Here is a 26,722-nt window from a genome sequence, read left to right on the forward strand (position 1 = left end):
CGGCCCTGAGCCGAGACCGGGACGGGCAAGGCCACGGTCGGAACGATGCCTCCGGCGGGGGATCGGCGGGCACCGGGATGAAGGGGACGCCGCTCCCGACTGCGGGGTCCGTAGTGGCGTGCGCGGGGTGCTCCCATCCCGTACCACCATCGCCCCTGGCAGAGCCGAGCGGGACACAGCACGGATTGAGCGACGTCGAAAGTTCCCTGTGATCGACCTGATGGCGATCCGCGTGGGCAAGGGCCACCCCCGACCGGCAGCGCCCCGCACCTGGACCTCATACGGCCGCAGCCGGGCGCGCCTCGCTGACTTCTCGTAAGGACGCGCAATATATGTGATTTGTTTCGATTACCCCAGTTCGCGGTCCTTCTGATCCCCAGAGCATCCCCGTTCGCTGTTGGGGTCACAGGTCCGTGGCGCCGATTGCAAGGAGAGAGCGATGCATCTAGCCGATCCGACCGACCCGACAGGTACACCTGCACGTCGCGGTCCGAGACTGGAGGGGAGCGGGCCCTGGGCGCGGCTGCGGGTATGCGTGGCGGGGCTGGCCGCGCTGGCGGGACTGGCCCTGCCGGCCGTCTTCTCATCCCCGGCCTGGGCCGACCCATCCCCCAACGCGTACGTCGCCAACAACGGCTCGAGCAGCGTGTCGGTGATCGACACCACCACCAACACCGTCGCAGGCACCATCCCCGTCGGCAACGGCCCAGCGGCTGTGGCGATCACCCCGAACGGCCGGCGCACCTACGTCACCAACCGCGACTCGAACAGTGTGTCGGTGATCGACACCACCACCAACACCGTCGCAGGCACCATCCCCGTCGGCAACGGCCCGGAGGGTGTGGCGATCACCCCGAACGGCCGGCGCGCCTACGTCACCAACCGCGCCTCCAACAATGTGTCGGTGATCGACACCACCACCAACACCGTCGTAGGCACCATCCCCGTCGACACCATGCCGGTCGGTGTCGCGATCACCCCGAACGGCCGACGCGCCTACGTCGCCAACAACGGCTCGGACAGTGTGTCGGTGATCGACACCACCACCAACACCGTCGCAGGCACCATCCCCGTCGACACCGCCCCGGGCGGTATCGCGATCACCCCGAACGGCCGACGCGCCTACGTCACCGACTACACCTCGAACGACGTCTCGGTGATCGACACCACCACCAACACCGTCGCAGGCACCATCCCCGTCGGCACCCACCCGTTCGGTATCGCGATCACCCCGAACGGCCGACGCGCCTACGTCGCCAACGACGCCTCGAACGACATCTCGGTGATCGACACCACCACCAACACCGTCGTAGGCACCATCCCCGTCGGCACCCGCCCGCTCGGTGTCGCGATCACCCCGAACGGCCGACGCGCCTACGTCACCAACTTCAACTCGAACAATGTGTCGGTGATCGACACCACCACCAACACCGTCGTAGGCAGCCCCATTTCCGTCGGTACCAACCCGGCCGGCATCGCGATCGCCCGGGGGGAAGGCCAGCCCCAAAGCTACGGATCCGAAGGCTTCTGACATCCACGGCTGACATCAACGCCGCCGGACGGAGGCGTACACCAGCGTCTCTGTCCGGCCGTCGCTTCAGTCGACGGCCGCAACCGGAGCAGGATCCGATCGAACTCCTAAAGGTGGCGACGCGATGAGCATCACCGTCGTCGACGACGAGCTGTGGTCGGCCGTCGGAGACCCGATACGTCGACAGATGCTCGATCTGCTGCTCGCCGAGAACGGCGGAACCGCCACCACGCTCAGCGAGCACCTCCCCGTGACCCGCCAGGCGGTGGCCAAGCACCTCGGTGTGCTCGACCACGTCGGATTTGTCCACGCCACGCCCTCCGGGCGCGAGCGCCGCTACGAGGTGGACGAGACCCAGCTCGCCCGCGCCGTCGCGCAACTGTCCTCGGTCGGGGCCGCTTGGGACGCCCGACTGCACCGCGTCAAGCGGATCGCCGAGGCGATCCGGCGCGGGCAGGGCCGACCAGCCCGCCTCTCGCGGAAGGAGACATCGAAAATGGCAGACATCCTGCACGCATCGGCATCACCGTCGCCCCCGAGGACGTTCTACCCGGCGCTCACCACCTGGCGGATGGCCGAGGTGCGGCCCTTTTCGGCCGGGACGCGAGTTTCTGCAGCGCGTCGCGCAGGGTGACCGGGTTCATCGGCTGGCTAGGGCCTGTCGTTTGGATCAGGTCGGCTGAACCGACGTGGCCCCTCGGCCGACCCGAGCGGGGTGTGGTGCGTGCGGCTGCAAGGCGGAGGAGGGCGGCGACGCGATGGGGGTCCCCCCGCTCGAGCGCAGCCAGAGTGGGGGAGCCGTCAACCGACGACAACGCCGCAGACGCGCGTGCCACACCCCGCGACGCGCGGCATGATCCAAACGACAAGCCCTAGGGCGGCCGGGGAAGAGCCAGGGCGAATCCTGGTTGCCGCCCCGGATGTGACTGCTGCGGCCGATGAAGTGGGCGGCGCTGGTTCACTGCCTTCCTGTGTGTCCTAGCCGGGGGCGGACCAGCGAACACCGCCATGGCATCGGCCCGGGCGGGGCGCCCTCATCCGGAATGCGCCTCCTCACACACACGCGAACCTGGCATACTTAAAGTATGGCAACCCGGAAGATCACCATCACCGTCCCGGAAGAGCTGGTGGAATCGATCAAGGAGCGCGTCGACGCACGAGGCGTATCCGGCTACATCGCGGCCGCTGCCGCTCATCAGGACGCCATGGACCGGCTTCACGAGTTGGCCGAACGTCTCGAAGAAGAGCACGGTGCCGTGACGGACGACGAGCAGCAAGCAGCGCTGGACCGCATCGCCGCCATTGACGGCTGGCATGACGAGCAGCGGTCGCATTCGGACGAAGCCGCGTGAGCCGCGCGCCTCGAGCGAAGCCACCCCGGCCGCGACAGCGCGTCTTCGTGTTCGACTGCGAGGCTCTCTCCAAAGCAGTTCAGGGCGATCGCGAGCTGGCTGCGCTGATCAAGACGGCTCCACGGCTCGACATCCCCATTGTCACCTCGGCACTCACGACCTTGGAGGCATGGGACCCTCGCGAGACATCGAGGCAGGCACTGTGGAACTGGACGCTGTCCCGGATCCGCATCGTGCACACGGACGACCAGGTGATCGCCATGGCGCGCGACATGCTGAAGGCTGCCGGGCTGCATGGGCACAAGTACGCCATCGACGCCGTTCTGGCGGCTGTGGCCGGGCGGGAAGCCGCACGGGGAGCCGAGGCAACCGTCTTCACCTCCGACACCGACGACATGAATCAACTCCTCGCGGGCCACTCTGTGCGAGTCGAGAAGGTCTGACGAGACACCCGCATCGCACTCCGGCCGATCGCCGGCTCCAGCGCACGTATTCAGCACACATGCGGACGGGAAGCACCGTGAACCCGTGAGAACCACGGAGGAGCTTTTCCCCTGGCCAGATACACCGAGCCCCGCACCTTCGCAGGTCACAGCCCTACCAGGGAAAACCCCAGCCGGCCTCAAGCAACTGCCCCGGCCTCGCTCCCAGAGGCACCGGAGGGACCCACATGGGAACGTCATGGGAACGGAAGGTCGCGTAAAGACAGGGAATGATCAGGCGAGGACGGAAGCTCGCGCCGGGCTGACCAGCAAAACAACGAAATATTCGGCCTCGGACGACTCGTCCGGGGCCGTTTGCGTCAGCGGTGCGTGAGCGGACGGAGAGTTGATCTCCGAAGTATCTCCCAATGGATCAGCATCATCCGGCACGGACTCCGGAGCGGGCTTCCCCGCGTCATCGGGTTCCGGCTCCGCTTCGGGAGCGGTGTTCTTGGCGGTCGCGCGGGCGCGCGGTACGAGCCGGGCTACGGCCTCCGCGATCGCCAGGTCCGCTTCCGTGAGCAGACTCGTGTACGTGTCGGCCGTGATGGTGATCGAGGAGTGGCCGAGCATCTCCTGGATGTTCTTCAGGTCGGCCCCGGCCGCGCGGGCAAGGGTTGCCGCGCCGTGGCGGAGGTCATGGAGTCGGACCGGCGGGAGGTCGATCTCCTCGTACAACTCGATGAACCGCCGTGTGACGTTGGCGGGATGGAGCAGCTCGCCGTTCTCCTTGGTGAAGACGCGGCCGGGCTCCACCCAGGCGTTCTCCCACTCCTTACGACCCTTGTCCTGCTGGGCTCGGTGCCGCTTTGGGGCCTGGACCGTGTCGGAGTCGAGCGCGCTTCTTAAAGATCAAGCCGAGGCGGGGCGGCAGGAGGGTGATGTTGTTCGAGCAGCCCGGCCCGCCCAGGCCAGACCACCAGACCATGGGCACCGCCGGACTCGGGCGGGTACGTCCTGGCCGCACTGACCGAGGCCGGTCCGGTCCCCGTCGTCCTCGGCCCTGCGCTGCTTGCTCCAGCGACTGCACTCACGAGGGGACGTCCCAGGGCGGCGCGTCAGCGGAGGTCGTCGACCAGTTTGGCCAGGCGGTCGAGGCCCAGGAAGATCTCCTCGGGGGTGAGGACACTGAAGGACAGGCGGACCTGCGTCAGGCCTCCCGCTCCGTCGTAGAAGTGGTGCATCGGTGTCCACAGCACTCCGAAGCGTCTGGCCGAGTACTCCAGGGTCGCGTCGTCGGCGGGGAAGGGGAGTGTCACGACGACGAACATGCCGCCCCGGGGCGTGTTCCAGCGGACTGCCCCGTGGTGGGGCCAGGAGGGCCCGAACCGGCTCTCCAGGCCCTCCAGCACCGCCCGTAGGTTCCGTCGGTACACCGCCGCCTCACGGGTGGTGGCGGTGACGACGTTGCAGCCGTTCTCGACCAGGAAGCCGCCTATCACGGCCTGCGCCACGGTCGAGGTGTTCAGCGTGACCATGCTCTTCAGCTTCGCCAGTTCGTCGGCGAACAGGCTCTCCCGCCCGTCCACGCCGACCACCACCTGGTCCGCGACCACGTAACCGACCCGCGCCCCCGCGAACGCACTCTTGGCGAACGACCCCAGATAGACCACCCGGCCCTCGGCGTCCAAAGACCTCAGCGTCGGTGGCCGCTCACCGTCGAGACGGAACATCGAGTACGGGTTGTCCTCCAGCAGCAGCACGTCCTCCCGCGCCGCCAGCTCCAGCAGCGCCCGCCGCGCCGGGACCGGCATGCTGACGCCGCTGGGGTTCGCGAAGTCCGGGACGACGTACACCGCCCGGGGCCGCAGCCCCTCCGCCCGCGCCGCCCCGATCTGCCGACGCAGGGACGCCAGATCGATGCCGTCCGTCCCCTCGGCCACCCCGCGCACCGGCATGCCGGCGACCCGGGCCGCGCCGATAAAACCCACGTACGACGGTGTCGCCGCCAGCACCAGGTCACGCGGGTCACGATGCAGGGCGCGCAGCACCAAGACCATCGCCTCCTGGCAGCCCGTGGTCACCACGACGGACTCCGGGTCCACCTCCAAGCCCTCGTCGAGTTCGAGATGGCGGGCGATCAGGTCGTGGATCACGCCCTTCGTACGCCCGTACTGGAAGAAGGTCCGCCGTACCTGGGCGGGGGACAGGGAATGTTCCCGCTCCAGGTGTGCGGCGAACGCCGACAGATAACGCGGCAGGTCGTCCAGAGCGTAGAAGCCCTCGTAGGGGCGTCCGGCGGCGAACGAGACAGCGTCGGGGAAACGGCCCGCTATCTCGTTCAGGAGGGTCATCGAGGTCAGAGCGGGATCGGCGACTGAGCCGTGCAGATCAGACATCGGCATGCGGACCCGCGACCGGCGCGGCGAGGCTTCTTGGGGCATTTCTTCCTTCAGGGCTTCAGGGCTTCAGGACTTCAGAGGGCAGGTGGAACCGCCGGGTCGGCCCCCGGGCCGACCCGGCAGACGGTCAGGCCGTCAGGCGCTCCGCCAGGTAGCCGGCGATCGCCGCCATCGTGGGGTGGTCCCACAGAAGCGTCGTCGGCAGGGCCAGCCGGAACCGCTTCTCCAGCCGGCGTCTGATGACCAGGGCCATCACCGAGTCCAGGCCCATCTCCATCAACGGCCGCCGCGCGTCGAGTTCGGACGGAGACCACTTCAGCTCCGCCGCGACCGACTCGCGCACCTCCGCCTCCACAAGGGCCACAAGCTCCTGCGGGGGCAGCGAAGCCCACGCCGGCTGCGTGCCTTCCTCTGATGCCGAATCCGGTGTCCGGGCGGCGAGTTCCTCCAGGAGCGGTACGCGGACGAGCGGGGCCTCCGCTCTGTTGCCGCGCAGCACCACGAAGTACGGAGCGGCGTGCCGGGAGATGAACTCCCAGCTGCGGAAGGCCTCGGCGGCCGAAATGTCCGCCGTGCCGCGTGCCGCGAGCTCGGCGTCGATGACCTGCGAAGACGTCGACATGCCGAGACCCCGCCATGAAGTCCATGCGATGCTCACCGTGCCGGCGTCGCCCTGCGCTGCGCGGTGTGCGGCGAGGGCGTCCAGGAAAGCGTTGCCGGAGGCGTAGCTGCCCTGTCCGGTGATGCCGAGAAGCTGGCCGCACGAGGAGAACAGGGTGAAGAAGTCCACGCTGCCCGGCGGGAACAACTGATGCAGAGCCAGGGCCCCTTCGACCTTTGGTCGCATGACCCGGGCGAGGGACTCCTCGTCCACCGCGCTGACGAGCCGGTCGTCCAGCACTCCGGCGGCGTGGACCACACCCCGTATCGGCGGCAGGTCCAGTGCCTCTGGGGCCAACGCGGAGGCCAGCGCCGCTGGGTCGCCGACGTCGACGGCCACGACGTGTACGCCGACGCCCAGGGACTCAAGGGCCCGGACGGCATCGATCCGCCGCAGCACCCTCGGGTCGGTCTGCGCCGCCCAGGACTGTCGGGGCGGCAGACCGTGCCGGCTCGCCAGTACGAGCCGCCGGGCACCCCGGCCGGCCAGCCATGCTGCCACCTCCAGGCCCAGGACACCGAGCCCGCCGGTGATGAGATACGTGCCGTCGGGCCGGCAGGCGAGCGCCGGGCGTACCGGCTCCCGCTCGACCGGCACGAGACGGGGTACTTCGGCGCCACTGCCGCGCGGAGGGGAAGCGTGAGTGCCGGGTGGTGCGTTTACTGCCCCTCCAGGCAGGGCGATTACGTCCTCGCCGGGCAGCGCGCGGACCGCTTCGGCCAGTGCTGTCCACGTCTCCGGTGTCGGCTGCTCCGGCAGGTCCAGGACGCCGCCCCACAGCTCGGGGTGCTCGCCGCCCACGACCCGGCCCAGGCCCCATAGTGGCGCGTCCGCCAGGGCGTTCGGTGTGCGAGCCTCGCGGACGCCCCGCGTCACGCACCACAGGCTCAGCCGTAGCGACGGTGCCGTCGACGCGAGACGCCGTACCGCCTGGGTCATTAGCCAGGCGCCCTCGGTCGCCGCCACCGGCACGTCACCGACCTCCGGCGTTCCGCCCGGCACCACGATCACGGCTGTGCCAGGGGACAGAGGGACGTCCAGCTCCTGCGATGTGCCGATCGCCGTACACGGCAGGCCCGCCTCGGTGAGTGCGGCGGCGAGCTGTGGTCCCGCCGTCGGGTCGCCGACCACGACGGCCGAGGTGGCGGGGGCGGACCTGTTGGTGGGCGCCTCCGGCAGGGCGAGCGAGCGCCAGGCCGGCTCGCTGACCAGGCGGCGCGGACTGGCCGTCGTCCCCGGGTCGCCCTCCAGCAGGCCGTAGTGCAGCCCGGCCAGCCGGGCCACCGGCCGCCCGTCCAGATCTGCCACGGTCACGTCGACGGTGTCTGCCGCCGATGTGCCGTCGCCGGTCCGCACGTGCAGCAGGACCCGCGCGGGGCATCCGCCGTGTACGGCGACCTCACGGATGTGCGCCGGCATCCGCAGCACCGGCTCCCCGGGGAAGACCACGGACGCGATCGACAGCGCGGCATCGAGCACCGAACCCCACGAGGTGGGCGGTGTGTCGTCGGGGCTCGCGGAGACCTCCGCGAACAGCTCCCCGTCTGTCCGCCTCAACTCCCTTATTACCCAAGGGAATCCCATGGCCGCTACGCCCACGGAGGCGAGCCGCTCGACGACGAAGCCGACGTCCAACCGCTCCGCACAGCGTCCCCGCAGCGCCGTGACGTCCAGGACTCGGTCCTCGACCCGCGTGCCCGGGGACACGACAGCGGTGGTGTGGGTGAGCCAGGAGACGTCTGTGTCCGGCTCCCCGGCAGCCGCGTCTCGCGCCAGGATGCGTGAAGTCAGCCGTATGGTGCCCTCCTGGAGGACCACCTGGAGCTCGCGCGGTGTGCTGACCGCCACCGGCACGCGCAGCGTCACATCAGCCAGGCCGGGCGGCTCGCGCCCGTCCGTGGCGGCGGTGAGGAAAGTGTTCAGGAGCACCGTCGCCGGGACGATCTCGACGCCCTGGACCGGGTGGTCACCCGGGTACGGGCGGCAGGACGCGTCCAGGAAGGTCCGCCACAGCCGCGCCGGAGTGCTGCCGAGCACATCGACCCGGCCGCCGAGCAGAGTGTGCCCGGCCACGTCGTGCGCGGTGCCGGTCACGGCGGGGCCGCGCGTCGACTCGTACCAGAACCGCCGGTGCTGCCAGACGGTGCGCGGCAGGTCCGCAGCCCGCCCCGGGGTGACGCCGGCCCAGTCGACCGGGACGCCGTGGCAGTGCAGGAGCGCCAGGTTGCCGAGGAGGGTCTCCCGCTCGGCCCGGCCTCTGCGCAGCGTGTGCGCGACGACGGCGTCCTCGATGCCCCGCTCGGCAAGGGTCTCCGCGAGGGAATGGGCTACCACGGGGTGCCCGGACACCTCGACGAAGGCGCGGTGTCCGTCCTCGACGGCGGCGGCGACCGCCTGCGCGAAACGCACCGGCTCGCGGAGGTTGGCCGCCCAGTACGCCCCGTCGCGCAGCGCGCTGTCGCGTGGGTCCGCCAACGCCGTGCTGTAGAGCGGGACACGGGGCCGACTCGGAGTCAGGCCCGTGGCAGCGTCACGGAGTTCTGCCAACAGAGGGTCCATGTGGGCGCTGTGGAAAGCGACATCGGAGGCGACGCGGTGCACGGACAGCGACGAGTCCCGCCAGCGCGCGGCAAGCTCCTCCACCGCCGCGATGTCGCCCGCCACAACGGTCGACAGCGGGGAGGCGGCGATCGCTGCCGTCGCGTCAGCGCGGCCCGCGAGCTGTCGGGCGACATCGTCGAAGGGCAGCCCCACCATGATCATCGCACCTCGGCCGGCGACCCGGCGCAGCAGCGCGGAGCGGCGGCAGACCAGACGGGCGCCGTCGGCGAGCTCCAGCACCCCGGCGACGACGGCTGCCGCGATCTCGCCGACCGAGTGCCCGATGACGGCCGCCGGAGCGAGGCCGCGCTCCCGCCACACGGCCGCGAGGGCAACCTGCATCGCGAAGATCACCGGCTGGATCCGGTCCACTTCGTGGAGATCGCCATCCTGCAGGGCCCGACGGGGTGAGAAACCGATCTCGTCCAGGAACACCGGCTCGATCTCGTCCATGACCTTCGCGAACGCCGACTCCTCGGCAAGGAGTTCACGTCCCATGCCGACCCATTGCGAGCCGTGCCCGGAGAACACCCACACCGCGCCCCGACCCGCGTCGGGCAGCACTCGTGCCGACTCGACGCCCTCCGTGGGCAGATCGTCCTCCGACACCGCGAACGCCCTGAGCCGTGCCATAAGTTGCTCACGGTCGGTGGCCGTGACGGCGGCCCGTGCCGGCGCCGGGTCGCGGTGCACGGTGAGCGTCCGCACGACGTCGTCGAGGGGCGTGTCGGCGCCCTCGGCGGACAGCCAGTCGGCGAGAGCGGCGGCGCCCGCGCGTAACCCCGGCAGGCCGGCGGCCCCGAGCGGGAACACGCGCGGCGCTGCGCACTCCGCCGCCTGCCCAGCCCGGTGCGGTTCGGAGACCGCTTCAGACCCGGGGTCCGGCTCGGGGGCATCCTCCAGGACGATGTGCCCGATCGTGCCGCCGTAGCCGTAGCCGGACACCCCGGCCCGGCGCGGTCGGTCACCGGCGGGCCAGGGAGTCGGCTCGGCCACCACCCGCAGTCCCATTCGGTCCCAGGGGATCGCCGGGTTCGGTGTGCTGAAGTTCGCCTGCGGCGGCAGGTGCCCGTAGTGGAGGGCCAGCACCGCCTTGATGAGTCCGGCGACCCCCGCACCCGCCTCCAAGTGCCCGATGTTCGGCTTCACCGAACCGATCAGGCACGGTCGGTCGGCAGGACGCCCGGCCCCGAAGACCTCTCCCATCGCCGCGGTCTCGACGGGGTCGCCCGCCCGAGTGCCGGTGCCGTGTGCCTCGACGTAGTCGACGGTCAGCGGGTCCACACCCGCATTGCGGTACGCGCGACGCAGCAGATGCGCCTGGGCCTCGGTGCTCGGTGCCATGATGCCGTTGGTCCGTCCGTCCTGGTGGACGGCGCTGCCTCGGATGACGGCGAGGACCCGGTCACCGTCGCGCCGGGCGTCCACGAGGCGCTTGAGGACGACGACCCCGGCGCCCTCGCCCCGGCCGTAGCCGTCGGCGGCGGCGTCGAAGGACTTGCTGCGCCCGTCCGGCGCGACGGCTCCGGCGGCGTCGAGAACCAGAGTCAGGCCCGGCGCCGCCATGATGTTGACGCCGCCCGCGAGCGCGACGGGGCACTCGCCCAGGCGCAGCGCCTGCACGGCCAGGTGGATGGAGACGAGGGAGGCGGAGCAGGCGGTGTCGACGGCGAGGCTCGGCCCACGCAGGTCCAGGGCGTGTGAGACCCGGTTGGCGACCGCGCAGTAGGCGGCGCCGATCCCCGTCCACGCCTCGATGCCGGGAAGGTCCTCCAGCATGCGGCGCCCGTAGTCGTCGGAGCCGACGCCGACGAAGACGGCGGTGTCTCCGCCCGCGAGGGTGTGCGGGGGGATGCCGGCGTGTTCCAGCGCCTCCCAGGACACCTCCAGAACGATCCGCTGCTGAGGGTCCATCAACTCGGCCTCGCGCGGGGTGATTCCGAAGAACTCGGCGTCGAACCCCTCGATGTCGTCGAGGAATCCACCGTGCCGCGTCACCCGCCGCAGTGCCGCCGCGTGCTGTGGCGAAACCTCGGCGTACGAGGCCCACCGTTCCGGCGGCACCGCGCCGATCGCGTCCTGCCCCTCCATCAGCATCCGCCAGTACGCCTCGGGCGAGTTCACCCCACCGGCGAAGCGGCAGCCCATGCCGATGACGGCGATCGGCTCTCCGGCACCGCCCTCGTACCGCCCCGGGCCTGTCTGCTTCTCGTCCCCGTCCCGCACGTGTCGGTCTCCCATCGGCGTGCTCAGCGCTGGGCGGAGAAGTCGGCGACGACCTCCGCCTGTCGGTTTCGGAAGTCCGGGACCGGGCCCCACAGGCTCGCCGCGAGACCATAGTCGTCCCACTGGCCCGGCTCCGCGGTGCTGTCGTCGGGGAAAAGGTCCATCTCGGCCGAGAATTCGATCAGATACCCCGTGGTGTCGTGGAACATGATGAAGAGGTTGTTTCCGACGCCGTGCCGCCCTGGACCCCACACCACCGGCACCCCCTCACGGGAGAAGTGGTCGCACCACACCTTGAAGGCGTCCCAGCCGGCCACGTCGAACGAGTAGTGGTCGAGGCCGTGGTTCCGCTCCCGCTCGAAGATCGCCAGCGAGTGGTGCTCCTGTGCGGACCGCAGCCAGAAGCCCGCGTCCTCGCCCATCTGGTCGGACACGCGGAAGCCGAGGACATCGACGTAGAAGCGGACCAGGCGCCCGGCATCCGGCGAGGCGAGCGCAAGGTGCTGGACACAGTCCGGGCGCAGGCCGCCGGACCGCTCGCCGCTGCGGTCGATCGCGCCGTGGAACTCCAGCCGATTGCCGTCCGGGTCGACGATGGCGAACACCCCGGGAGCGACCCGGTCCCCGGGCGGCTGGGACATCGCGACCCCGGCCCGCCGCAGGCGTTCCCTGAGGGCGGCCAGGTCCGATTCGTCCCTCACCTCGAAGGCGAAGTGGTCGAGGCCGGGGCTGCCCGCCACGAGCTCGACGGCGTGGTGGCCACGGCCGAAGCCGAGCCGCACAGGTGCGGACGCCTCGGTGTCGGTACGGGTCATGCCGAGGGCCTTCTCGTAGAAGGCGGCGGCCGCTTCGAGGTCGGGAGTCTTCAGGGAGAGGTAGGACAAGGACGATCGGAACACTTGCACACTCCTCGCGAGCGGTGAGTCGGTGGATCGGTGGTGACGGGGGAGGGGGACGGCCGAGGTGTCGTCACTGCCGGCGGCGGACGTTGCCGCACACGTGGTCCAGCAGCGCGTACGCGTCCTCGGGCAGGGTCTCGCCCCGCCAGGCCACATGCTGGTCGGGCCGGACGAGGGTGTACCGCGCCTCGTAACGCGCCGGCAGCCGTACGTCTCTGGGCGCGACCAAGCTCATCGGGACTCCCCGCGTACGGGCGGCGGCCAGCAGCGGTTCGGCGTCGACAGGGTCACCCGAGGTCACCAGGAGGCTGAGGCCCGGCCCGAAGTGGTCGTAGAGCGAGGAGCCGTCCCGCAGCCACAAGTGCGGGGCCAGGCAGCCCGGATGGGCCGACGGTGTGTACACGAGGGAGCTGACCGGCGGCGGCGCACTTCCGTCCGACACCACCAGAGGCGACTGTCGGTAGTCCGAACCCAGCACCAGGCCCAGGGACTTGAAGTCGTAGATCTTGGTGAGTTCGATGAGGCCGCCGACCTCCTGGCGGGTCGCCTCGCCCACGAGCCCGGTCTCCTCCATGCCCGGCCGGACGAGCTGGTGGTTGAAGGTGTTGTGGTAGGAGACCGCCTCGTCGACCAACCGGGTGTGGATCGGGCGGCGTTCGCTCTCGTACCCGCGGAGCAGTCCCTCGCCGCCCCAGCCCTGGAGCACGGCCGCCGTCTTCCAACCCAAGTCGACGGCGTCGCCGATGCCCATGTTCATCCCGAACCCGCCGTGCGGCGGATTGAGATGGCAGGCGTCGCCCGCGAGGAACATCCGGCCTCGGGAGTAGCAGTCGGCGAGGAGGCTGTGGGCGACCCAGGGATCGGCACCGATGATCTCGACATCGAGGTCATGCAGTCCGGTCGTCCGACGGATCAGCCCGACGAGATCGAGCCCGTCGAGGTCGTTGTCCGTCATCCGGGTCGCGGTGAAGAACCACAGCCCCTTGTCGTCCATCGGGCCGAGCAGACCGGGGACGTCGTCGTTCACCAGCCAGTACATGATGGCCCGGCCGAACGGGTGCCGGTGTGCCAGGTCCGGCGCCCGGAAGACGATCGTGCAGTTCCGCGACAGGGACGAAGTCCCGGTCATCCGGGCGCCGATGAGGTCCCGCACCCGGCTGCGCGGCCCGTCGGCTCCGATCAGGAAGCGACAGCGGACCTCGTGGGTCTCCCCGGTGCCGACGGCCCGGATCCGGGCCGTGACACCACTGTCGTCCTGCCGGGCGTCGAGGAACTCGTGCCCCACCCGCAGGTCCACCCCGGGGCGCGAGGTGACGTACCGCCGCAGCACGTCCTCCAGGGCGTACTGCGGGACCCACTGCGCCTCCTCCGCGTACAGGTTGTTGGGTACCTGGCTGCCGTTCATCGCGTTGTCGAAGCGCGCCAGCAGGTGCCCGTTCATCCGGGTCACGAAGACGGCCGTGGAGGGCAGGTCGGACCCCAGCGGTGAGGTGTACTTCAGTTCGTCCGCGAGGCCCCAGCGCCGGAAGTGCTCCCGGGTGCGGACGTTGACGATCTTCGCGCGCGGCGAGTGGTCGCCGGTCCGGTCGTCGTGGTCGACGACGAGACACCGGACGCGGCGCGAGCCGAGCTCGGCGGCGGCAGCAAGGCCCACGGCCCCCGCGCCGACGACCAGGACGTCGTACGCGTCCGCGAACCCGGATCCACCCGCGTACCCGTGCCCGAATTCTTTGACTGCTGCCATGAGTTCTCCCCGTTCTCCGGGCGGGCAGCCCGGTGATCAGATCAGGCGATGGCCGCCGTCCGCGTGGACCACCGTTCCGGTGATGAACGTGTTGCGCATGACCATCTCGAAGACCTGCGCGAGGTCTCCGGCGGCACCGACCCTGCCGACCGGCAGACGCTTGGCCATGCCGTCCAGGACGGCCTCCTTGCCGTCGCCGGCCATGGCGTCCCAGAACGGGGTGTCGACCCAGCCGGGGGAGACGGCGTTGACGCGGATCGGCGCCAGCTCGACCGCGAGTGCGTAGACGAGGGACTCGATCGCCCCGTTCACGGACGCCACGACGGACCCCTTCGCGGAGGGACGGTAGGCCGCGATGCCCGAGGTGAACGAGATGGAGCCGCCCGGGAGAAGGCACGTGTGCCCGTGCTTGGCGAGCAGCAGCGGCGCCACGATCTTCGAGTCGATGACGCGGTGCGCGTCCGCGATGTCGAGGGCGGAGATCGGCGCGTAGGCGCCTGTCAGATCGGCGGCCGTGCACACGAGATGGTGGATGTCACCGACCGTGGCGAAGAGCTTCGCCACGTCCTCCTCGCGCGTCACGTCCGCCGCTACGGTGCGCAGCTCCGCCGGATCGCCCAGCTCGACGCAGACGCGGTCGAGTTTGTCGGCGGAGCGCCCGACGAGGGTGACTGTGTTTCCCGCCGCGAGGAGCCGCTCGGCGAGCGCGCGCCCCATGCCGGAGCCGCCACCCACGATCAGGACGTGCTCGTGGCGCTTGCCGTCTTGAGTGGTGTTGTCGTTCGTGCCTTGCAAGACCTGTCTCCTTCGGTCGTACGACCTGGGAGCGGCCGGCGGCCACCGGTGAGGAGGGCGAGGTTCGCCGTTCATGACGGTGTCGGGCCTCGCCCCTGCCCGTGGCGGCCGCTCGGCCGCTGTGAGCGGTGGCTGTCAGCCGTTGATCAGATGCTCCGTGCCGGGGACCAGATGGGGCCGGTGCGGCTCGAGGTCGTCGACGTTGACGGTCTTGATGATCCACCGAGTGCGCAGCGCGTCCGGGTCGCCGACGGTGACGACCTCCTTCGCGTGCACGGTGTGGTTGTTGTAGGTGATGACGAAGTCGCCCGGGCCGATGAACACCCGGCGCTTGAGGGCGTGCAGAACCTCGTTGACCCTGGGCACGAGGGCCTTGGCGCGGTCCGTCACGCCGACGGTGCGGTTCTCGAAGTACCGCAGGTCGTCCTCGCCGCCGATGACCGGATGCTTGTCGGCTTCGCCGAGCTCCAGCGAACCGCCCATGACCGTCAGGTCGTCGAACGGTGTGTAGAACTCGTTGCTGCGCAGCACCTCCAGCTCCTCCTCCGTGAAGGAGGCGATGACGTCGATGTTGCGAACGAAGGAGGTGTACACCTCGTTCGCCGGATTGCTGCGCATGCCGACCATGTAGACCTGGTCGGGCCTCACGAAGTGGTTCGCCAGGTCCTTGTGGAAGTAGATGCGGTTCAGAGCCTTCTGGGACTGGCTCTCCTTCATCGACCGCTTGGGGTAGATGTCCTGATATACGTCACCGTCGTTGACGTTGACGTACCCGATTCCAGGGGTGTTCGCGAGTTGGGCGAACAGAGCGAGGAAGCCCTCGGCGATGAAGGTCGTCTTCAGCTCGTACTTGGACTTGACGGGCTCGTCGAAGTCGAAGACGGGTACCTCACGGTCGTACGGCACGTTCTTGATGACGACGGCCGGCTGCTCGGCGCGGTCGATGGTCGCCAGCGAGTCCACGTAGGCGCGGAAACGTTCGGGGACGACTCCTTCGGCGATCAGCGCGTTGATCTGGAAGAGATGCGCCTCATAGAGCCGATACGGGTTGGCGGTGACCCGGCTGAGGGCTTCCTCGAGAGCGGTACACTCCTCGTCGGTGAACGTGAATTCGGGAGTGATCTCCCACCCAGTGCCCGGGATGGCGGGTGCGGTGGTCACAGGGACTCCTTCGCATTGGTAGGTCTCGCCAGAGTGCGCGTTTCACCACTGGGGTGGCTGGGCAGTCGGAAGCTGCTTGGCCACCCCTCAATAGCTCGGGGTGAAACACGGCAAATTCGAGGCGTCGGCTGCCCGGTAAAGCGAAGCCGAGGCGGCAAGAGCCTTTTGAGGCGTAGCCGTGACGCCATGCTTGTCTGGCGCAAAGTGATGCCAGGTGTGCTGGCGATGTGAACGCTATGCAGCCGACTCACTACCCGTCAAGATCCATTTCGCTTGGCGGACGCGGCCCTTTCCGTTGCATCCGGTATTGGTCCGAAACGGTTTGGGTTCTGAGCCGTTGGGTCGGCGTGAGTGGTCTGGTCGGGGACGCGCGATATCTGTGGCTGCCGGCGCGGGACGTGAGGAAGTGCTGGTGATGCACCCGGGGGCAAGCCTGTCGATGTGCGCCGGCGCTACCCGGTGACAGTCACGCAGCGTCCGCGGCCGCTTCGTCGGGCCATGCGTCCACTACGTGCCGGACGAGAACCCCATGAGTCTCGGATCAATAAAGCGGAGAGTGGTATTCCGATTAGCTCTCCGGGCGGATTTCTTTATGCCGTCGCCCGATGCCCTTGGGTTCCCTCCACCTGATCGGTAATGGTGGTATTTGCCTCCGGAAATGCCCGTAGTGACCGTTTTTGCGGGTCAGACGCAAAGGCCGGTTACTCCTTGGGTCGCAGAGAATTGATCTTGACCGGTGGTCCGGCCTGCGCATAGGTTGGCCAAGCCAGCACCCCCCAGTACCGTTTGCGCCAGACCGGGCGCCTTGGTCGGCCTCACCGGGCCCTCGCCACTGCACCGCACCACGGGACGGATCTGTCGGCTCCCCAATAATGCGGGGCCGTCCCGTTGCTCTCGCGCACGCCCTCTTTCCTGGACCTCGCGCCAGCTCCGGCAGCGCCGCCGGTTCCGTCGGCCGAAGACCGCATTCCGCCCTCACGCCGTACGTCCCCGCATGCGGGGGGAAACCGGCGTCTCTCACGCATGCACCATGAGGGGTTCAGCAAGTGATCATCGTTCCGTACGCGCAGGGCGCGGCCAGCCCCAGCCGGATCGCGTCCGCGACCGAACCCTTCGGCGGAGTCGTCTTCGTCGTCGGTGCTGTACCGCAGTCCGCCGCCGTCCTGTCCGTACTGGAGCAGTTCGGGCCAGTAGTCCGGAACGACCCGGAGGACCCCGAACTCCCGGCCAGGCTGGAGCCGTTCGCGCCCGTCGGTGTCGTCACCTTCGTCGACGCCCTGCTGCCGCTCGCGACGCGCATCGGCGCGCACTTCGGCCTGCGCGCCCACGATGCCTCTGTCTGCTCCCTGCTCACCAGCAAGTATCTGCAGCGGCTCCGGCTCAACCGCGAGGGCGTCGGACACGTCGACACCACCGCGTTCACCTACGAGGGCGAGCTGCCCGCGAGCCTCGCGGAGGCCGTCTACCCGGCGGTCCTCAAGCCCGACTGCGGGGCGTCCAGTCGTGACACCCTCTTCCTCGACAGCCACGCCGACCTGCTGGCCCACACCGCCGAACTGGTCACCCGACAGCCCTACGTCCTCGAAGAGGCCATCATCGGCACCGGCAAGTCCTCGGTCGGCGACTGGCTCGCCGACTATGTGTCCGTCGAGAACGCCCTCGTCGACGGCGAGCTCATCTGCGTCGGCGTCTCCGGAAAACTCCCGATGGCGCCACCCGTCCGCGAACGCGGCGCGGTCTTCCCCCTCACCCTGGACGACGCCACCGACGCCGAAGTCCGTGACCTGTCCGCCAGAGCGGTTCGCGCGCTCGGCATCACCACCGGCCTCACCCACACCGAGATCAAGTTGACCCCTGAGGGCGCCCAGGTCATCGAGGTCAACGGACGGCTCGGCGGCGCCTTCGAAGCCCTCATGCCACAGGCCGGCGTCACCGACCCGGTGGCCCTCGCCGTCGAGATCGCCGCAGGTGCGGCCCCAGCACGGGTACGGGAACTGATCCGGCCCGCCCAGAAGGTCACCCTGGTCCACTGGGCCCAGCCGCCCATGACCGCGACCGCCGTCGAAACCCTCACCGGAATGCCCGAACTGCGCCGCATGGACGGAGTGTTCGCCGCCGGCCGGGTCCTCGCCCCCGGATCCTCTGTCGACTGGCGGCGCGGCTCGATCGGCAGGGTCGTCGACATCTGGCTGGAAGCGGCCGACCTCGACGAGCTGGCCACCCGGCTCGCCGCCGCCGAGCGGCACCTCGATCACCACATCACCTGGAGGAACGCTTGACCACCCATGCCCCGAACGCCTCGGCCGAAGAGCTCGTCACCGAGGCCGTCCGGCAAGCCTGGACCGACGTGCTCGGCGAAGAGCCCGAGTCCGAGGACATCAGCTTCTTCGACGCCGGCGGCGACTCGCTGGCCGCCGTGGAGCTGATCGAGCACCTCCAGGAGCAGCTCGGTCGCTCGATCCGTATCCAGGACGTCTACCGCTCCCCGAGGCTCACGGGCCTCGTCACGGCCCTGCTCATCGACGAGAGTGCCGTGCCGGCCGCCCATCACACCACCGGGCGCACCGTCGTCCGCTTCCGCGACGCCGACGCCGGCCGGCTGTGGTGCTTCCTCCCGCCGCTCTCCGGGGCGGTGACCCGCTACGGGCGTATGACCCGGCTCCTCCCGCTGGCCGACGCCGTCTGGGCCTGCGAGACCCCGGCCGCCCTGTCCCGCCAGGGCATGCGGGCCGTCGCCGACGGGCTTGCCGAAGCGCTGATCGCCGAGGGACTCACCGGCTTCGACGAGATCGTGCTCGGCGGCTACTCGCTCGGCGGGGTCTTCGCCCACGAGGTGGCCGGGGCGCTGGCCACCCGGATCGGGCACGAGAAGGTCTCCGCGCTGCTCATCGACCCGCCGTCTCCCGAGGACCCCTCACTGACACTGTCCCTCGACGAGACCTTCGACATATTCGTCCGGGTCGGCTGGCGCATCACCGCCCAGGAACCGGCCGTGTTCCTCGACGCCGACGGCGCCATGGACTTCGCGGGCATCGCCGCCGCGGCGGCCGAGGCCGCCACGCTGCCCAAGAACGCCGGCGCCCGCGAAGTTGAGGAGGCGTGGCAGGTGTACGCCGCCAACGCCGACATCCTCACCGGATACGTCCCCGGGCGGCACCCCGACGACCGCCGGGCACTGCTCCGTACCCCGCGCAAGGACGAGTCCCTCGCGCCGACCGCCGGCGAGGACTGGACGGCCTGCGAGCCCAACCCGGTCTGGGCCGGCATCCCCGACCCCGAGCGGTGCTGGGCCGTCCCGCTGGAGCACTTTCAGCTTCTGGAGCCGCCGAACGATGTCACCATCGCCCGCTGGCTGGTCAGGACGGCCGACCTGATCGCCGACGACCGGAAGGCGGGCTAGATGACCGAGGTCACCTCTGTCGCCGAGCCCCCTCCGGCGTCCGAGCCGCCCCGGGGCGGCCTGCGGCTGCCCAGTTGGGTCACCGAGCTGGGCCGGCCCGGCGCCCGCCGACTGCTGGCCTGGCAGGCGCTGATCGACTCCTCGGGCAACGGCATCGCGCTCGGCCTGCTGACGCTCTACCTGGTAGGCCCCGCCGGGCTGACCACGTCCGAGGTCGCCGCGTGCCTGTCCGCTGCCGCCGTCGCGGGATTGCTCGCCACGCTGCCGGCCCGTCGGCTGATGCCGCGCATCGGCGCCCGCCGCTACGCCATCATCTCCAGCCTGGTGCGCGGCGCGCTGATCGCGGTGCTGCCGTTCACCTCCGGAGTCGTACCGGTCGGCATCCTCATGGTGCTGAACGGGGCGGCGGAGGCCGGGCGTTACGCGATGTATCAGGTCATCATCGTCGATGTGGTGCCGGAGAAGGACCGCGGCGAGGTCCTGGGCGTCCGCCGAGCGATCGGCAACCTCGGCTTCACCGTGGCCGCCGGCCTCGCCACGCTCGCCATCGCCGGCGGCAGCCGCACGGCCTTCCAGGTGGCCTTCCTCTTCGACGCGCTCACCTTCGTCGTCAGCGCCGTGCTGGTCGCCCGGATCAGGACGAGCCCCCCGTCCGCGACCGAACCCGGCACCAGGACCCGGGGCTTCTTCCAGGACCGGCGGTACCTCACGCTGACCGTGCTGCGCAGCGTCTGCGGCATCCTCGCCACCTCCGTGTTCACCGTCGGTCTGCCGCTGTGGGTGACCACCCGCACCGCCGCTCCGGCCTGGCTGGCCGGCACCCTGCTCGGCCTCAACACGCTGCTCGTCGTTCTCTTCCAGGTCGGCATCTCCGCCCGTGTCTCCGGCCTTGCCTCGGCACGGCGCTTCCTGCTCCTCAGCAGCGCGCTGACCGGCGTCGGCGTAGCGGCGGGCTTCGCCGTCGCGTCCCACGTCGGCACGGTGACCGCGGCGGTCGTGCTGCTCGTCGGCACCGTGCTCGCCGTCTTCGGCGAGATGACCGACACCTCGAGTTGGTGGGTGATCTCCATCGACCTGGCGCCCGCCGACCGCCGCGCCGAGTACCTGACGACCTTCGACATCTCCACGCCGGCGACGGAGATCATCGGCCCGACCGCCATGGTCCTGGTGGTCGCGCTCGGCAGCACCGGGTGGCTGGCCTTCGGCGCTCTGGTGTTCGTCGCCTCCGTGTGGTCGGCGCTGCTGCTGCCTCGCGAAACCGCCATCGGGAAGGACTCGGCATCATCATGACCACGCTCTACGAGGCGTTCCAGGACAGCGCCCGCCGTCATCCCGACGCGACGGCTCTGGAGGTCGACGAACACGTCCTCACCTACGCCGAGCTCACCGAGCTCGTCGACCGGCTCGCGGGTCGGCTCGCGGTCGCCCCAGGCACCCGGGTCGGCCTGGTCGCCACCCGCAGCCTCGCGGCGTACGCGGGCTACCTGGCGATCCTGCGGTGCGGTGCGACCGTGGTGCCGCTGAACCCGACCTTCCCCCGGCAGCGCGTCGAGTCCATCGCAGTTCAGGCGGACCTCGGGCTGTTCCTCATCGACGGCGGACTCGACGAGGCCGTCGTCGCAGCCATGAACGCGTCCGCGGAGCGGCTCTCAGTCCGGGCGCTCGTCGAGACCGACGCCACGGTCACGGGGCCCGCCACGGCGCCGGAGCCGGGCCGGTACGTCGGCGGCGCCGACGACATCGCGTACATCCTCTTCACCTCCGGCTCCACCGGCCGTCCCAAAGGCGTACCGATCCGTCACCGCAACGCCGAGGCGTACGTCCGCCACCACGTGGCCCGGCACGAGAGCGCGCCCGGCTGCCGGTACTCACAGACCTTCGACCTGACCTTCGACCCGTCGGTCTTCGACATGTTCATCTGCTGGGGCGGCGGTGCGGCCCTGGTCGTGCCCAGCGCCGCCGAACTGATGGACCCGGCGGCCTTCGTCAGTGCCCGAGCCATCACCCACTGGTTCTGCGTGCCGTACCTCGTCACCTTGGCGAATCGGCTCGGACTGTTGCCGCCCGGCTCCATGCCCACCCTGCGTCGCAGCCTGTTCGGCGGGGAGGCGCTCACCCTGGAGCAGGCCGCGATCTGGGCCGACGCCGCCCCGAACAGCACGATCGAGAACATGTACGGGCCGACCGAGGCGGTCGTCACGGTCACGACCTACGTGCTGCCGCCCAAGCGGGCGGACTGGCCGGCGACGGCCAACGGAACCGTGCCCATCGGGGAGCTGCACCCCGGTCTCGAACACCTGCTCCTGGACGACGACGAGCTGTGTGTACGAGGTCCCCAGCGCTTCGACGGCTACCTCGACCCGACCGACAACGAGGGCCGGTTCCACCCGATGGAAGAGCCGGCGCCGACTCCGGAGGACTGGTACCGCACCGGCGACGTCGTGGCCCTCGAGAACGGGGTCTTCGTCCATCGGGGCCGTGTCGACCAGCAGGTCAAGTTCCGTGGCTACCGCATCGAACTCCCCGAGATCGAGGCGAAGCTGCGCGCGGTGCCGGGCGTCACCGAGGCGGTCGTCCTGCACCAGCCCGGCGCCAACGGCGGCCGGCTGATAGCTGTCCACACCGGTGAGCGGCGCCCCACCTCGGAGCTGACGAAGCTGCTGCGCGAGGAACTGGCTCCGTACATGGTCCCGAGCCGTTTCGTGCACGTGGACGCCCTGCCGACCAACGCGAACGGCAAGATCGACCGTCGAAGGCTCCAGGAGGAATTCACCGTCGGTCACCGGGCCGGAGCGGCACGCCAGGAGAGCGCTGAAGATCTTTTGCATCGAGCCTGATCGGCCCTGCGTCCACCGCGGACGGCGGGCTGGTTGGGCCGTAGGACTCCACGATCCGTTCGCCGGTCTGGCTGAGGTTCCCCTCGTAGCGTGGAGCCGTGACTGCAGGGGAAGTCGAGTGTCATGGCGGAGAAGCGTCGGAAGTTCACGGCGGAGTTTCGTGGGGGGCGGTACGCATCGTGACGGAGACCGGGAAGCCGGTCCCCGAGGTCGCGGAGGACCTGGGGATCAACGAGACGGCCCTGGCGAGCTGGGTCTCGCGGGCGAAGCGGGCCGAGAAGGCCACGCCGGAGGACCAGGACGCGTTGACCGCCCGGCTGACGGCGGAGAACGCGGCGCTGAAGAAGGAGAACAAGGAGCTGGGGATGGAGCGCGACGTCCTCAAACGCTGCATGGTCCTGTGGGTGAAGCAGCTGCGGCGGACCCGGCCGCCGTGGCCGGGGCGATCAGCGGCAACAGGACCGAGCACAACATCCCGCACACCGTCTCGTGCCGCGCCCTGGGCGTGAGCGAGTCGTGGTTCTACAAATGGCGCGACCGGCGGCCCACCGGGCGTGAGGCGCGCAGGCAGCGGCCGGCCGACGAGATCAGGGAGATCTTCACGTCGTGCTCCTGGGCTGGATGCCGACCCCTTGAAGCCATCGGCCGCCCAGTGGCACGCCCCTCTTGCGGCGCAGGGCCGATCAATCCTTGAGACGACGCTTCCACCATGGGTCCCAGCTCGCCGCGTAGGGATCGGGGAGTGTTCGTGACATATAGCGTTCGTCCAAGGGTGCGACCGCCGCCAGAAAGTCACGTCTGCTCCTGCGCCGCATCGACGCCGCCACATCCTGCAACAGCGTTCGGGCGTGCATGTCCCTCCAGCACGTTGTCCTGTAACCGTGGTTCGCTCCCTGGCCCGGCCACTCGTGCAGGGCCAGAGCCCAGGCCCGGAAGGCACGGGCAACATGCCCTGCCGGCAGTCGATGACGGGCCTCGAACCAAGCGATCTCGTGATTCGTCGCAGCGCACAACCCGTCAATGACCGGAAGCCTGGCGGCCGACCCGCGTCGAGGCCATTCAGCCCTGATCTCGCCCGGGGAACGGCGAGCCATGAGAACTTCCCGTATGGCAAAGGACGGAGTACGTCACAGTAGCGCGCGATGCCCCTCGATCGTCACCACTGTGACGGCACCGAGCACACGACTCAGGAACGCCGCCACAGACTCGGACGAGTGTCCAACTGCGTGACAGCGCCCACGAACAGAGGCGAACAACCGCGAACGTCCGCGGACCGACAACACAGGTGAGGGCCGCACCAGCCCAAGGCCGCGCCGGCATCTGAGTTGCTTCGGGACGAAGAGCGATCCTCCTCCGACGATGCGCCGCGGTGCCTTCCCCGCCCGGACCTCACGCCGCCGCGTCGCACGCGGCCCGCAATCGGACGCCGCCGCCCGTTCGCGGCAGCGGGGCCCGCTCCGCGAACACCGACAGCCGCAGTACGAGGTAGCGGCCGATCCCGACGAGCGCGGTGGCCGACAGATACACCGTCTGCTGCAGGACGAGTCCGGCGCCGGGGCGGAGCGCTGCGAGCGCGCCGACCGCGGCGGACGTGACCAGCCAGCCGACAGCCATGGTGGCCGCGCTCTTGAGGTGGCCGGCCAGGCCTGGCCGGCCGTGGCCGAACGAGACGCGGGCGTGCAGCTCGGTGGCGGCCATGGTGGAGACGATGGTGGTCAGCACGTTCGCCGCCATCCACGGGATCCACTGCGAGAGCAGGACCAGGGCTGCCGAGGCCGCCAGGGTCACCCCGCTGCCCAGCCCGGCGAAGCGTATGAAGACCGCCGCGTGACGGCGGATCAGTCGCAGGCCGTTCATGGTGATCCCCTCCCGAGCCGCTGCCCCCGGCGGGGCCGTCGTCGTCATGCCCGAGAGCGTGGCCGACCCGTCGCTCATCGCCGTTTCAGAGCGTTTTCAGGGGTGTCGGCGGTGGTGAAACCGGGTTGGGGGCCGTCAGAGCCTGCGGCTCGACGCTCCTACGGAATCGCCGTCGCGGACACGTCCGGTTCCGGTTCCGGTGGTGGCGGGTGGCTCGCCGCCAAGCGCAGGCTCAGGACCATCGTGAGCCCGCCGCCCGGTGTGTCCTCGGCGTGCAGGGTGCCGCCGATGGCCTCGGCGAAACCGCGGGCGACCGCGAGACCGAGGCCGACCCCGTTGCCGCGCGGGGAGTCGCCGTAGCGCTGGAAGGGTTCGAAGATGCGGTCCTTGGCCTCGTCGGGGACGCCCGGGCCACGGTCCACGACGCGGACCTCGACCCGGTCCGCGATGGCGCTCGCCTTCACCAGCACTCGGGTGTCCGCTGCGCTGTACTTGACTGCGTTCTCCACCACGTTGGCCACGGACCGCTCCAGAAGGCCCCGGTCGACGTCGACCATCGGCAGCGTCTCCGGGACGTCCAGGTCGACACTTCCCTCGGGTACGCCACCGAGCGCCATCGGGATCACCTCGTCGAGATCCGTCTCGCGGATGATCGGGGTGACCGTGCCGGTCTGCAGGCGGGACATGTCCAGGAGGTTGCCGACGAGGTGGTCCAGGCGATCGGCGCCTTCCTCGATGGCCTCCAGCAGGTCCGCCTGGTCCTGCTCCGACCACTCGACGTCGTCGGAGCGCAGAGACGTGACCGCCGCCTTGATCCCGGCGAGCGGGGTGCGCAGGTCATGGCTCACGGCGGCCAGCAGCGCGGTCCGGATACGGTTGCCCTCGGCCAGTGCCCGCGCCCGGTCCGCCTCCTGCTGCAACCTCCGGCGGTCCAGGACGACGACGGACTGCGCGGCGAAGGCCGCGAGCACCCGCCGGTCCTCGGCCGGCAGCACCCGTCCGGTCAGCGCCAGCGCCATGTGGTCGCCGACCGGTACGTCGACGTCCGCGTCATCGGGGACGGCGCACGGCCGCGGGCCCGCACTGCCGGCACAGGTCCAGGGCGCCACATCGCTCTCGCGCTCCAGCAGGGCCGCCGACTCCATGCCGAAGGTCTCACGGACGCGCTCCAGCAGCGCCTCCAGGCTGGTCTCGCCACGCAGGACGTTCCCGGCGAGGAAGGAGGATCTCCGACTCGGCGCGCAGCCGCGCCGCCTGGTGCGTGCGCCGGGCCGCCAGGTCCACCACCGACGCCACGGACACCGCGACCCCGACGAAGATCACGATGGCCACGATGTTCTTCGGGTCGGCGATCGTGAAGGTGTGCACGGCAGGGAGCCGGCCGCCGCCGAGGCCAGGGCCGGGATCAGCCCGCCGAGCAGGGCCGCCGCCACCGTCATCGCCAGGAAGAGCAGCATGTCGTTGGCGAGTCCGAGGTCCGGGAAGACACTGCTCAGCAGCCAGGTCAGGAGTACGGGGCCGCCGAGGCCGACCAGCCGGCCCCAGATGAGACGGGACCGGCCGAGGCGTGCCCCGCGTGCCACCGGGAGTCCCCGGCCCTTTCCGGCCTCGTCGTGGGTGATGAGGTGGATGTCCAGGTCGGGGCCGGACCCACGGGCGACCGTGGAGCCGACACCGGGTCCGAAGGCGTACTGCCAGGTTCTGCGGCGGGAGACGCCCAGCACGATCTGGGTGGCGTTCACCCCGCGCGAGAAGTCCAGGAGCGCGGACGGTATGTCGTCGCCGACGACGTGGTGGAAGGTGCCGCCGAGGTCTTCCACCAGGGTGCGCTGGACGGCCAGTTCCTTCGGGGAGGCGCCGGTGAGGCCGTCGCTGCGGGAGATGTAGACCGCCAGCAGCTCGCCGCCGGCGCCTTTCTCCGCCAGCCGGGCGGCTCGGCGGATGAGCGTCCGGCCCTCGGGTCCGCCGGTGAGCCCGACGACGATCCGCTCCCGCGAGCCCCAGATGGTGGAGACGCTGTGCGCGCTGCGGTATTCGGTCAGATAGGCGTCGACCCGGTCGGCCACCCACAGCAGCGCCAGCTCCCGCAGGGCGGTGAGGTTGCCGGGCCGGAAGTAGTTGGACAGGGCCGCGTCGACCTTGTCCGGCTTGTAGATGTTGCCGTGCGCCATCCGGCGGCGCAGCGCCTCCGGGGACATGTCGACCAGGTCTATCTGGTCGGCCCGGCGTACGACCTCGTCCGGGAGACGCCCCAGACGTCCTGGAGCAGCTGCTTCTGGGTGATCAGCCGGCCGGGGCTGGTGACCAGGATCTCCAGGAGGTGCCACTCGGTGGGGGTGAGACGGATGTCGCGGCCCTGGCGTACGGCTTTCTTGGCCAGCAGGTCGACGGTGAAGTCGTCCGTCTCCACCAGCATGGCCCCGGAGGCGAGCGGTACCTGTTCGGTACGGCGGACCGCTGCCCGCAGCCGGGCCAGCAGCTCGTCCATGCTGAACGGCTTGGTGACGTAGTCGTCGGCGCCCGCGTCGAGCGCGGCGACCTTCTCGTCGGACCCCTGCCGGGCGGACAGGACCAGGATCGGGACGCGGGTCCAGCCGCGCAGGCCCTTGATGACTTCGACGCCGTCCATGTCGGGCAGCCCGAGGTCGAGCATGACGACGTCGGGTTGGCGGGCGGCCGCGAGCCGGAGCGCGGTGGCGCCGTCGGGGGCCGCGTCGACCCCGTACCGGCGTGCCTGGAGATTGATGATGAGGGCCCGTACGAGCTGCGGGTCGTCCTCCACCACCAGCACCCGTGTCATGGGCGTGCGCCTTCCTGTCGTACGGACTTCATGA

The 26,722-nt window shown here is 70.1% G+C and carries 16 protein-coding genes and 3 pseudogenes; 9 read left to right on the top strand and 10 right to left on the bottom strand.

The annotated features are described in order from the left end of the window. The first annotated feature begins 535 nt into the window (after window positions 1-535). The 4 genes and pseudogenes from ABZ464_RS04085 to ABZ464_RS04100 all read left to right on the top strand — a co-directional run bounded on the left by ABZ464_RS04085 (window position 536) and on the right by ABZ464_RS04100 (window position 3,326). Window positions 536-1,531: a beta-propeller fold lactonase family protein gene (locus tag ABZ464_RS04085; protein ID WP_359270551.1), complete on the top strand. Its 996-nt coding sequence runs from the start codon at window positions 536-538 to the stop codon at window positions 1,529-1,531. A 124-nt stretch (window positions 1,532-1,655) separates the two neighbouring features. Continuing rightward, window positions 1,656-1,988: pseudogene (locus ABZ464_RS04090) on the top strand (helix-turn-helix domain-containing protein); the annotation flags it as partial. Window positions 1,989-2,616: 628 nt separating this feature from the next. After that, on the top strand, window positions 2,617-2,883 hold the full coding sequence (locus ABZ464_RS04095; RefSeq protein WP_359270554.1) for a hypothetical protein: 267 nt from the start codon (window positions 2,617-2,619) through the stop codon (window positions 2,881-2,883). Further along, window positions 2,880-3,326, top strand: a complete 447-nt coding sequence (locus tag ABZ464_RS04100; RefSeq protein WP_359270556.1) for a hypothetical protein — start codon at window positions 2,880-2,882, stop codon at window positions 3,324-3,326. Before ABZ464_RS04095 ends, ABZ464_RS04100 begins: the two co-directional genes overlap by 4 nt. 273 nt (window positions 3,327-3,599) lie before the next feature. Here ABZ464_RS04100 and ABZ464_RS04105 read toward each other — a convergent pair whose 3' ends face one another. The 7 genes from ABZ464_RS04105 to ABZ464_RS04135 form a co-directional block, all read right to left on the bottom strand. Continuing rightward, window positions 3,600-4,121: a tyrosine-type recombinase/integrase gene (locus ABZ464_RS04105; RefSeq protein WP_359270559.1), complete on the bottom strand. Its 522-nt coding sequence runs from the start codon at window positions 4,119-4,121 to the stop codon at window positions 3,600-3,602. A 302-nt stretch (window positions 4,122-4,423) separates the two neighbouring features. Beyond that, window positions 4,424-5,710, bottom strand: coding sequence for a PLP-dependent aminotransferase family protein (locus ABZ464_RS04110; protein WP_359270562.1), 1,287 nt, complete (start codon window positions 5,708-5,710; stop codon window positions 4,424-4,426). Between the two features lie 124 nt (window positions 5,711-5,834). After that, a complete protein-coding gene (locus tag ABZ464_RS04115; RefSeq protein WP_359270564.1) occupies window positions 5,835-11,210 on the bottom strand; it encodes a beta-ketoacyl synthase N-terminal-like domain-containing protein in 5,376 nt (1,791 codons plus the stop codon). An 8-nt stretch (window positions 11,211-11,218) separates the two neighbouring features. Then, window positions 11,219-12,094, bottom strand: coding sequence for a VOC family protein (locus ABZ464_RS04120; protein ID WP_359270567.1), 876 nt, complete (start codon window positions 12,092-12,094; stop codon window positions 11,219-11,221). 70 nt (window positions 12,095-12,164) lie between these two features. Further along, window positions 12,165-13,838, bottom strand: a complete 1,674-nt coding sequence (locus ABZ464_RS04125) for an FAD-dependent monooxygenase (protein ID WP_359270569.1) — start codon at window positions 13,836-13,838, stop codon at window positions 12,165-12,167. A gap of 36 nt (window positions 13,839-13,874) precedes the next feature. Continuing rightward, window positions 13,875-14,633, bottom strand: a complete 759-nt coding sequence (locus ABZ464_RS04130; protein ID WP_359270572.1) for an SDR family oxidoreductase — start codon at window positions 14,631-14,633, stop codon at window positions 13,875-13,877. Window positions 14,634-14,768: 135 nt separating this feature from the next. Continuing rightward, window positions 14,769-15,794 carry a hypothetical protein gene (locus ABZ464_RS04135; RefSeq protein ID WP_359270575.1) on the bottom strand — a complete coding sequence of 342 codons (1,026 nt, stop codon included), beginning with the start codon at window positions 15,792-15,794 and terminating at the stop codon, window positions 14,769-14,771. 1,046 nt (window positions 15,795-16,840) lie between these two features. On the opposite strand from ABZ464_RS04135, the gene ABZ464_RS04140 reads away from it, so the two are divergent. From ABZ464_RS04140 to ABZ464_RS04160, 5 genes are all read left to right on the top strand, one after another. Beyond that, window positions 16,841-18,073 (top strand): hypothetical protein, encoded by a 1,233-nt coding sequence (locus ABZ464_RS04140; protein WP_359270578.1) that lies wholly within the window; start codon window positions 16,841-16,843, stop codon window positions 18,071-18,073. Next, window positions 18,070-19,194, top strand: coding sequence for a phosphopantetheine-binding protein (locus ABZ464_RS04145; protein ID WP_359270581.1), 1,125 nt, complete (start codon window positions 18,070-18,072; stop codon window positions 19,192-19,194). Before ABZ464_RS04140 ends, ABZ464_RS04145 begins: the two co-directional genes overlap by 4 nt. Continuing rightward, entirely contained in the window at window positions 19,195-20,484 is a 1,290-nt protein-coding gene (locus ABZ464_RS04150; RefSeq protein ID WP_359270584.1) for an MFS transporter, read from the top strand. Further along, complete coding sequence (locus ABZ464_RS04155) at window positions 20,481-22,031, top strand: AMP-binding protein (protein ID WP_359270587.1); 1,551 nt, start codon at window positions 20,481-20,483, stop codon at window positions 22,029-22,031. The genes ABZ464_RS04150 and ABZ464_RS04155 overlap by 4 nt, the downstream gene beginning before the upstream one ends. Window positions 22,032-22,210: 179 nt before the next feature. Further along, on the top strand, window positions 22,211-22,540 hold the full coding sequence (locus ABZ464_RS04160) for a transposase (protein ID WP_359270590.1): 330 nt from the start codon (window positions 22,211-22,213) through the stop codon (window positions 22,538-22,540). Window positions 22,541-23,420: 880 nt separating this feature from the next. Here the strand turns inward: ABZ464_RS04160 and ABZ464_RS04165 are convergent. The 3 genes and pseudogenes from ABZ464_RS04165 to ABZ464_RS04175 all read right to left on the bottom strand — a co-directional run. Beyond that, window positions 23,421-23,936, bottom strand: a complete 516-nt coding sequence (locus ABZ464_RS04165; protein WP_359270592.1) for a hypothetical protein — start codon at window positions 23,934-23,936, stop codon at window positions 23,421-23,423. A 110-nt stretch (window positions 23,937-24,046) separates the two neighbouring features. Further along, a pseudogene (locus tag ABZ464_RS04170) lies at window positions 24,047-26,134 on the bottom strand (ATP-binding protein); the annotation flags it as partial. Further along, window positions 26,131-26,688: pseudogene (locus tag ABZ464_RS04175) on the bottom strand (response regulator transcription factor); the annotation flags it as partial. The pseudogenes ABZ464_RS04170 and ABZ464_RS04175, both read right to left, overlap by 4 nt. Between the last annotated feature and the right edge of the window lie 34 nt (window positions 26,689-26,722).

The sequence above is a fragment of the Streptomyces sp. NPDC005820 genome (assembly GCF_040630255.1).
In the GTDB taxonomy this organism is placed as follows: domain Bacteria; phylum Actinomycetota; class Actinomycetes; order Streptomycetales; family Streptomycetaceae; genus Streptomyces.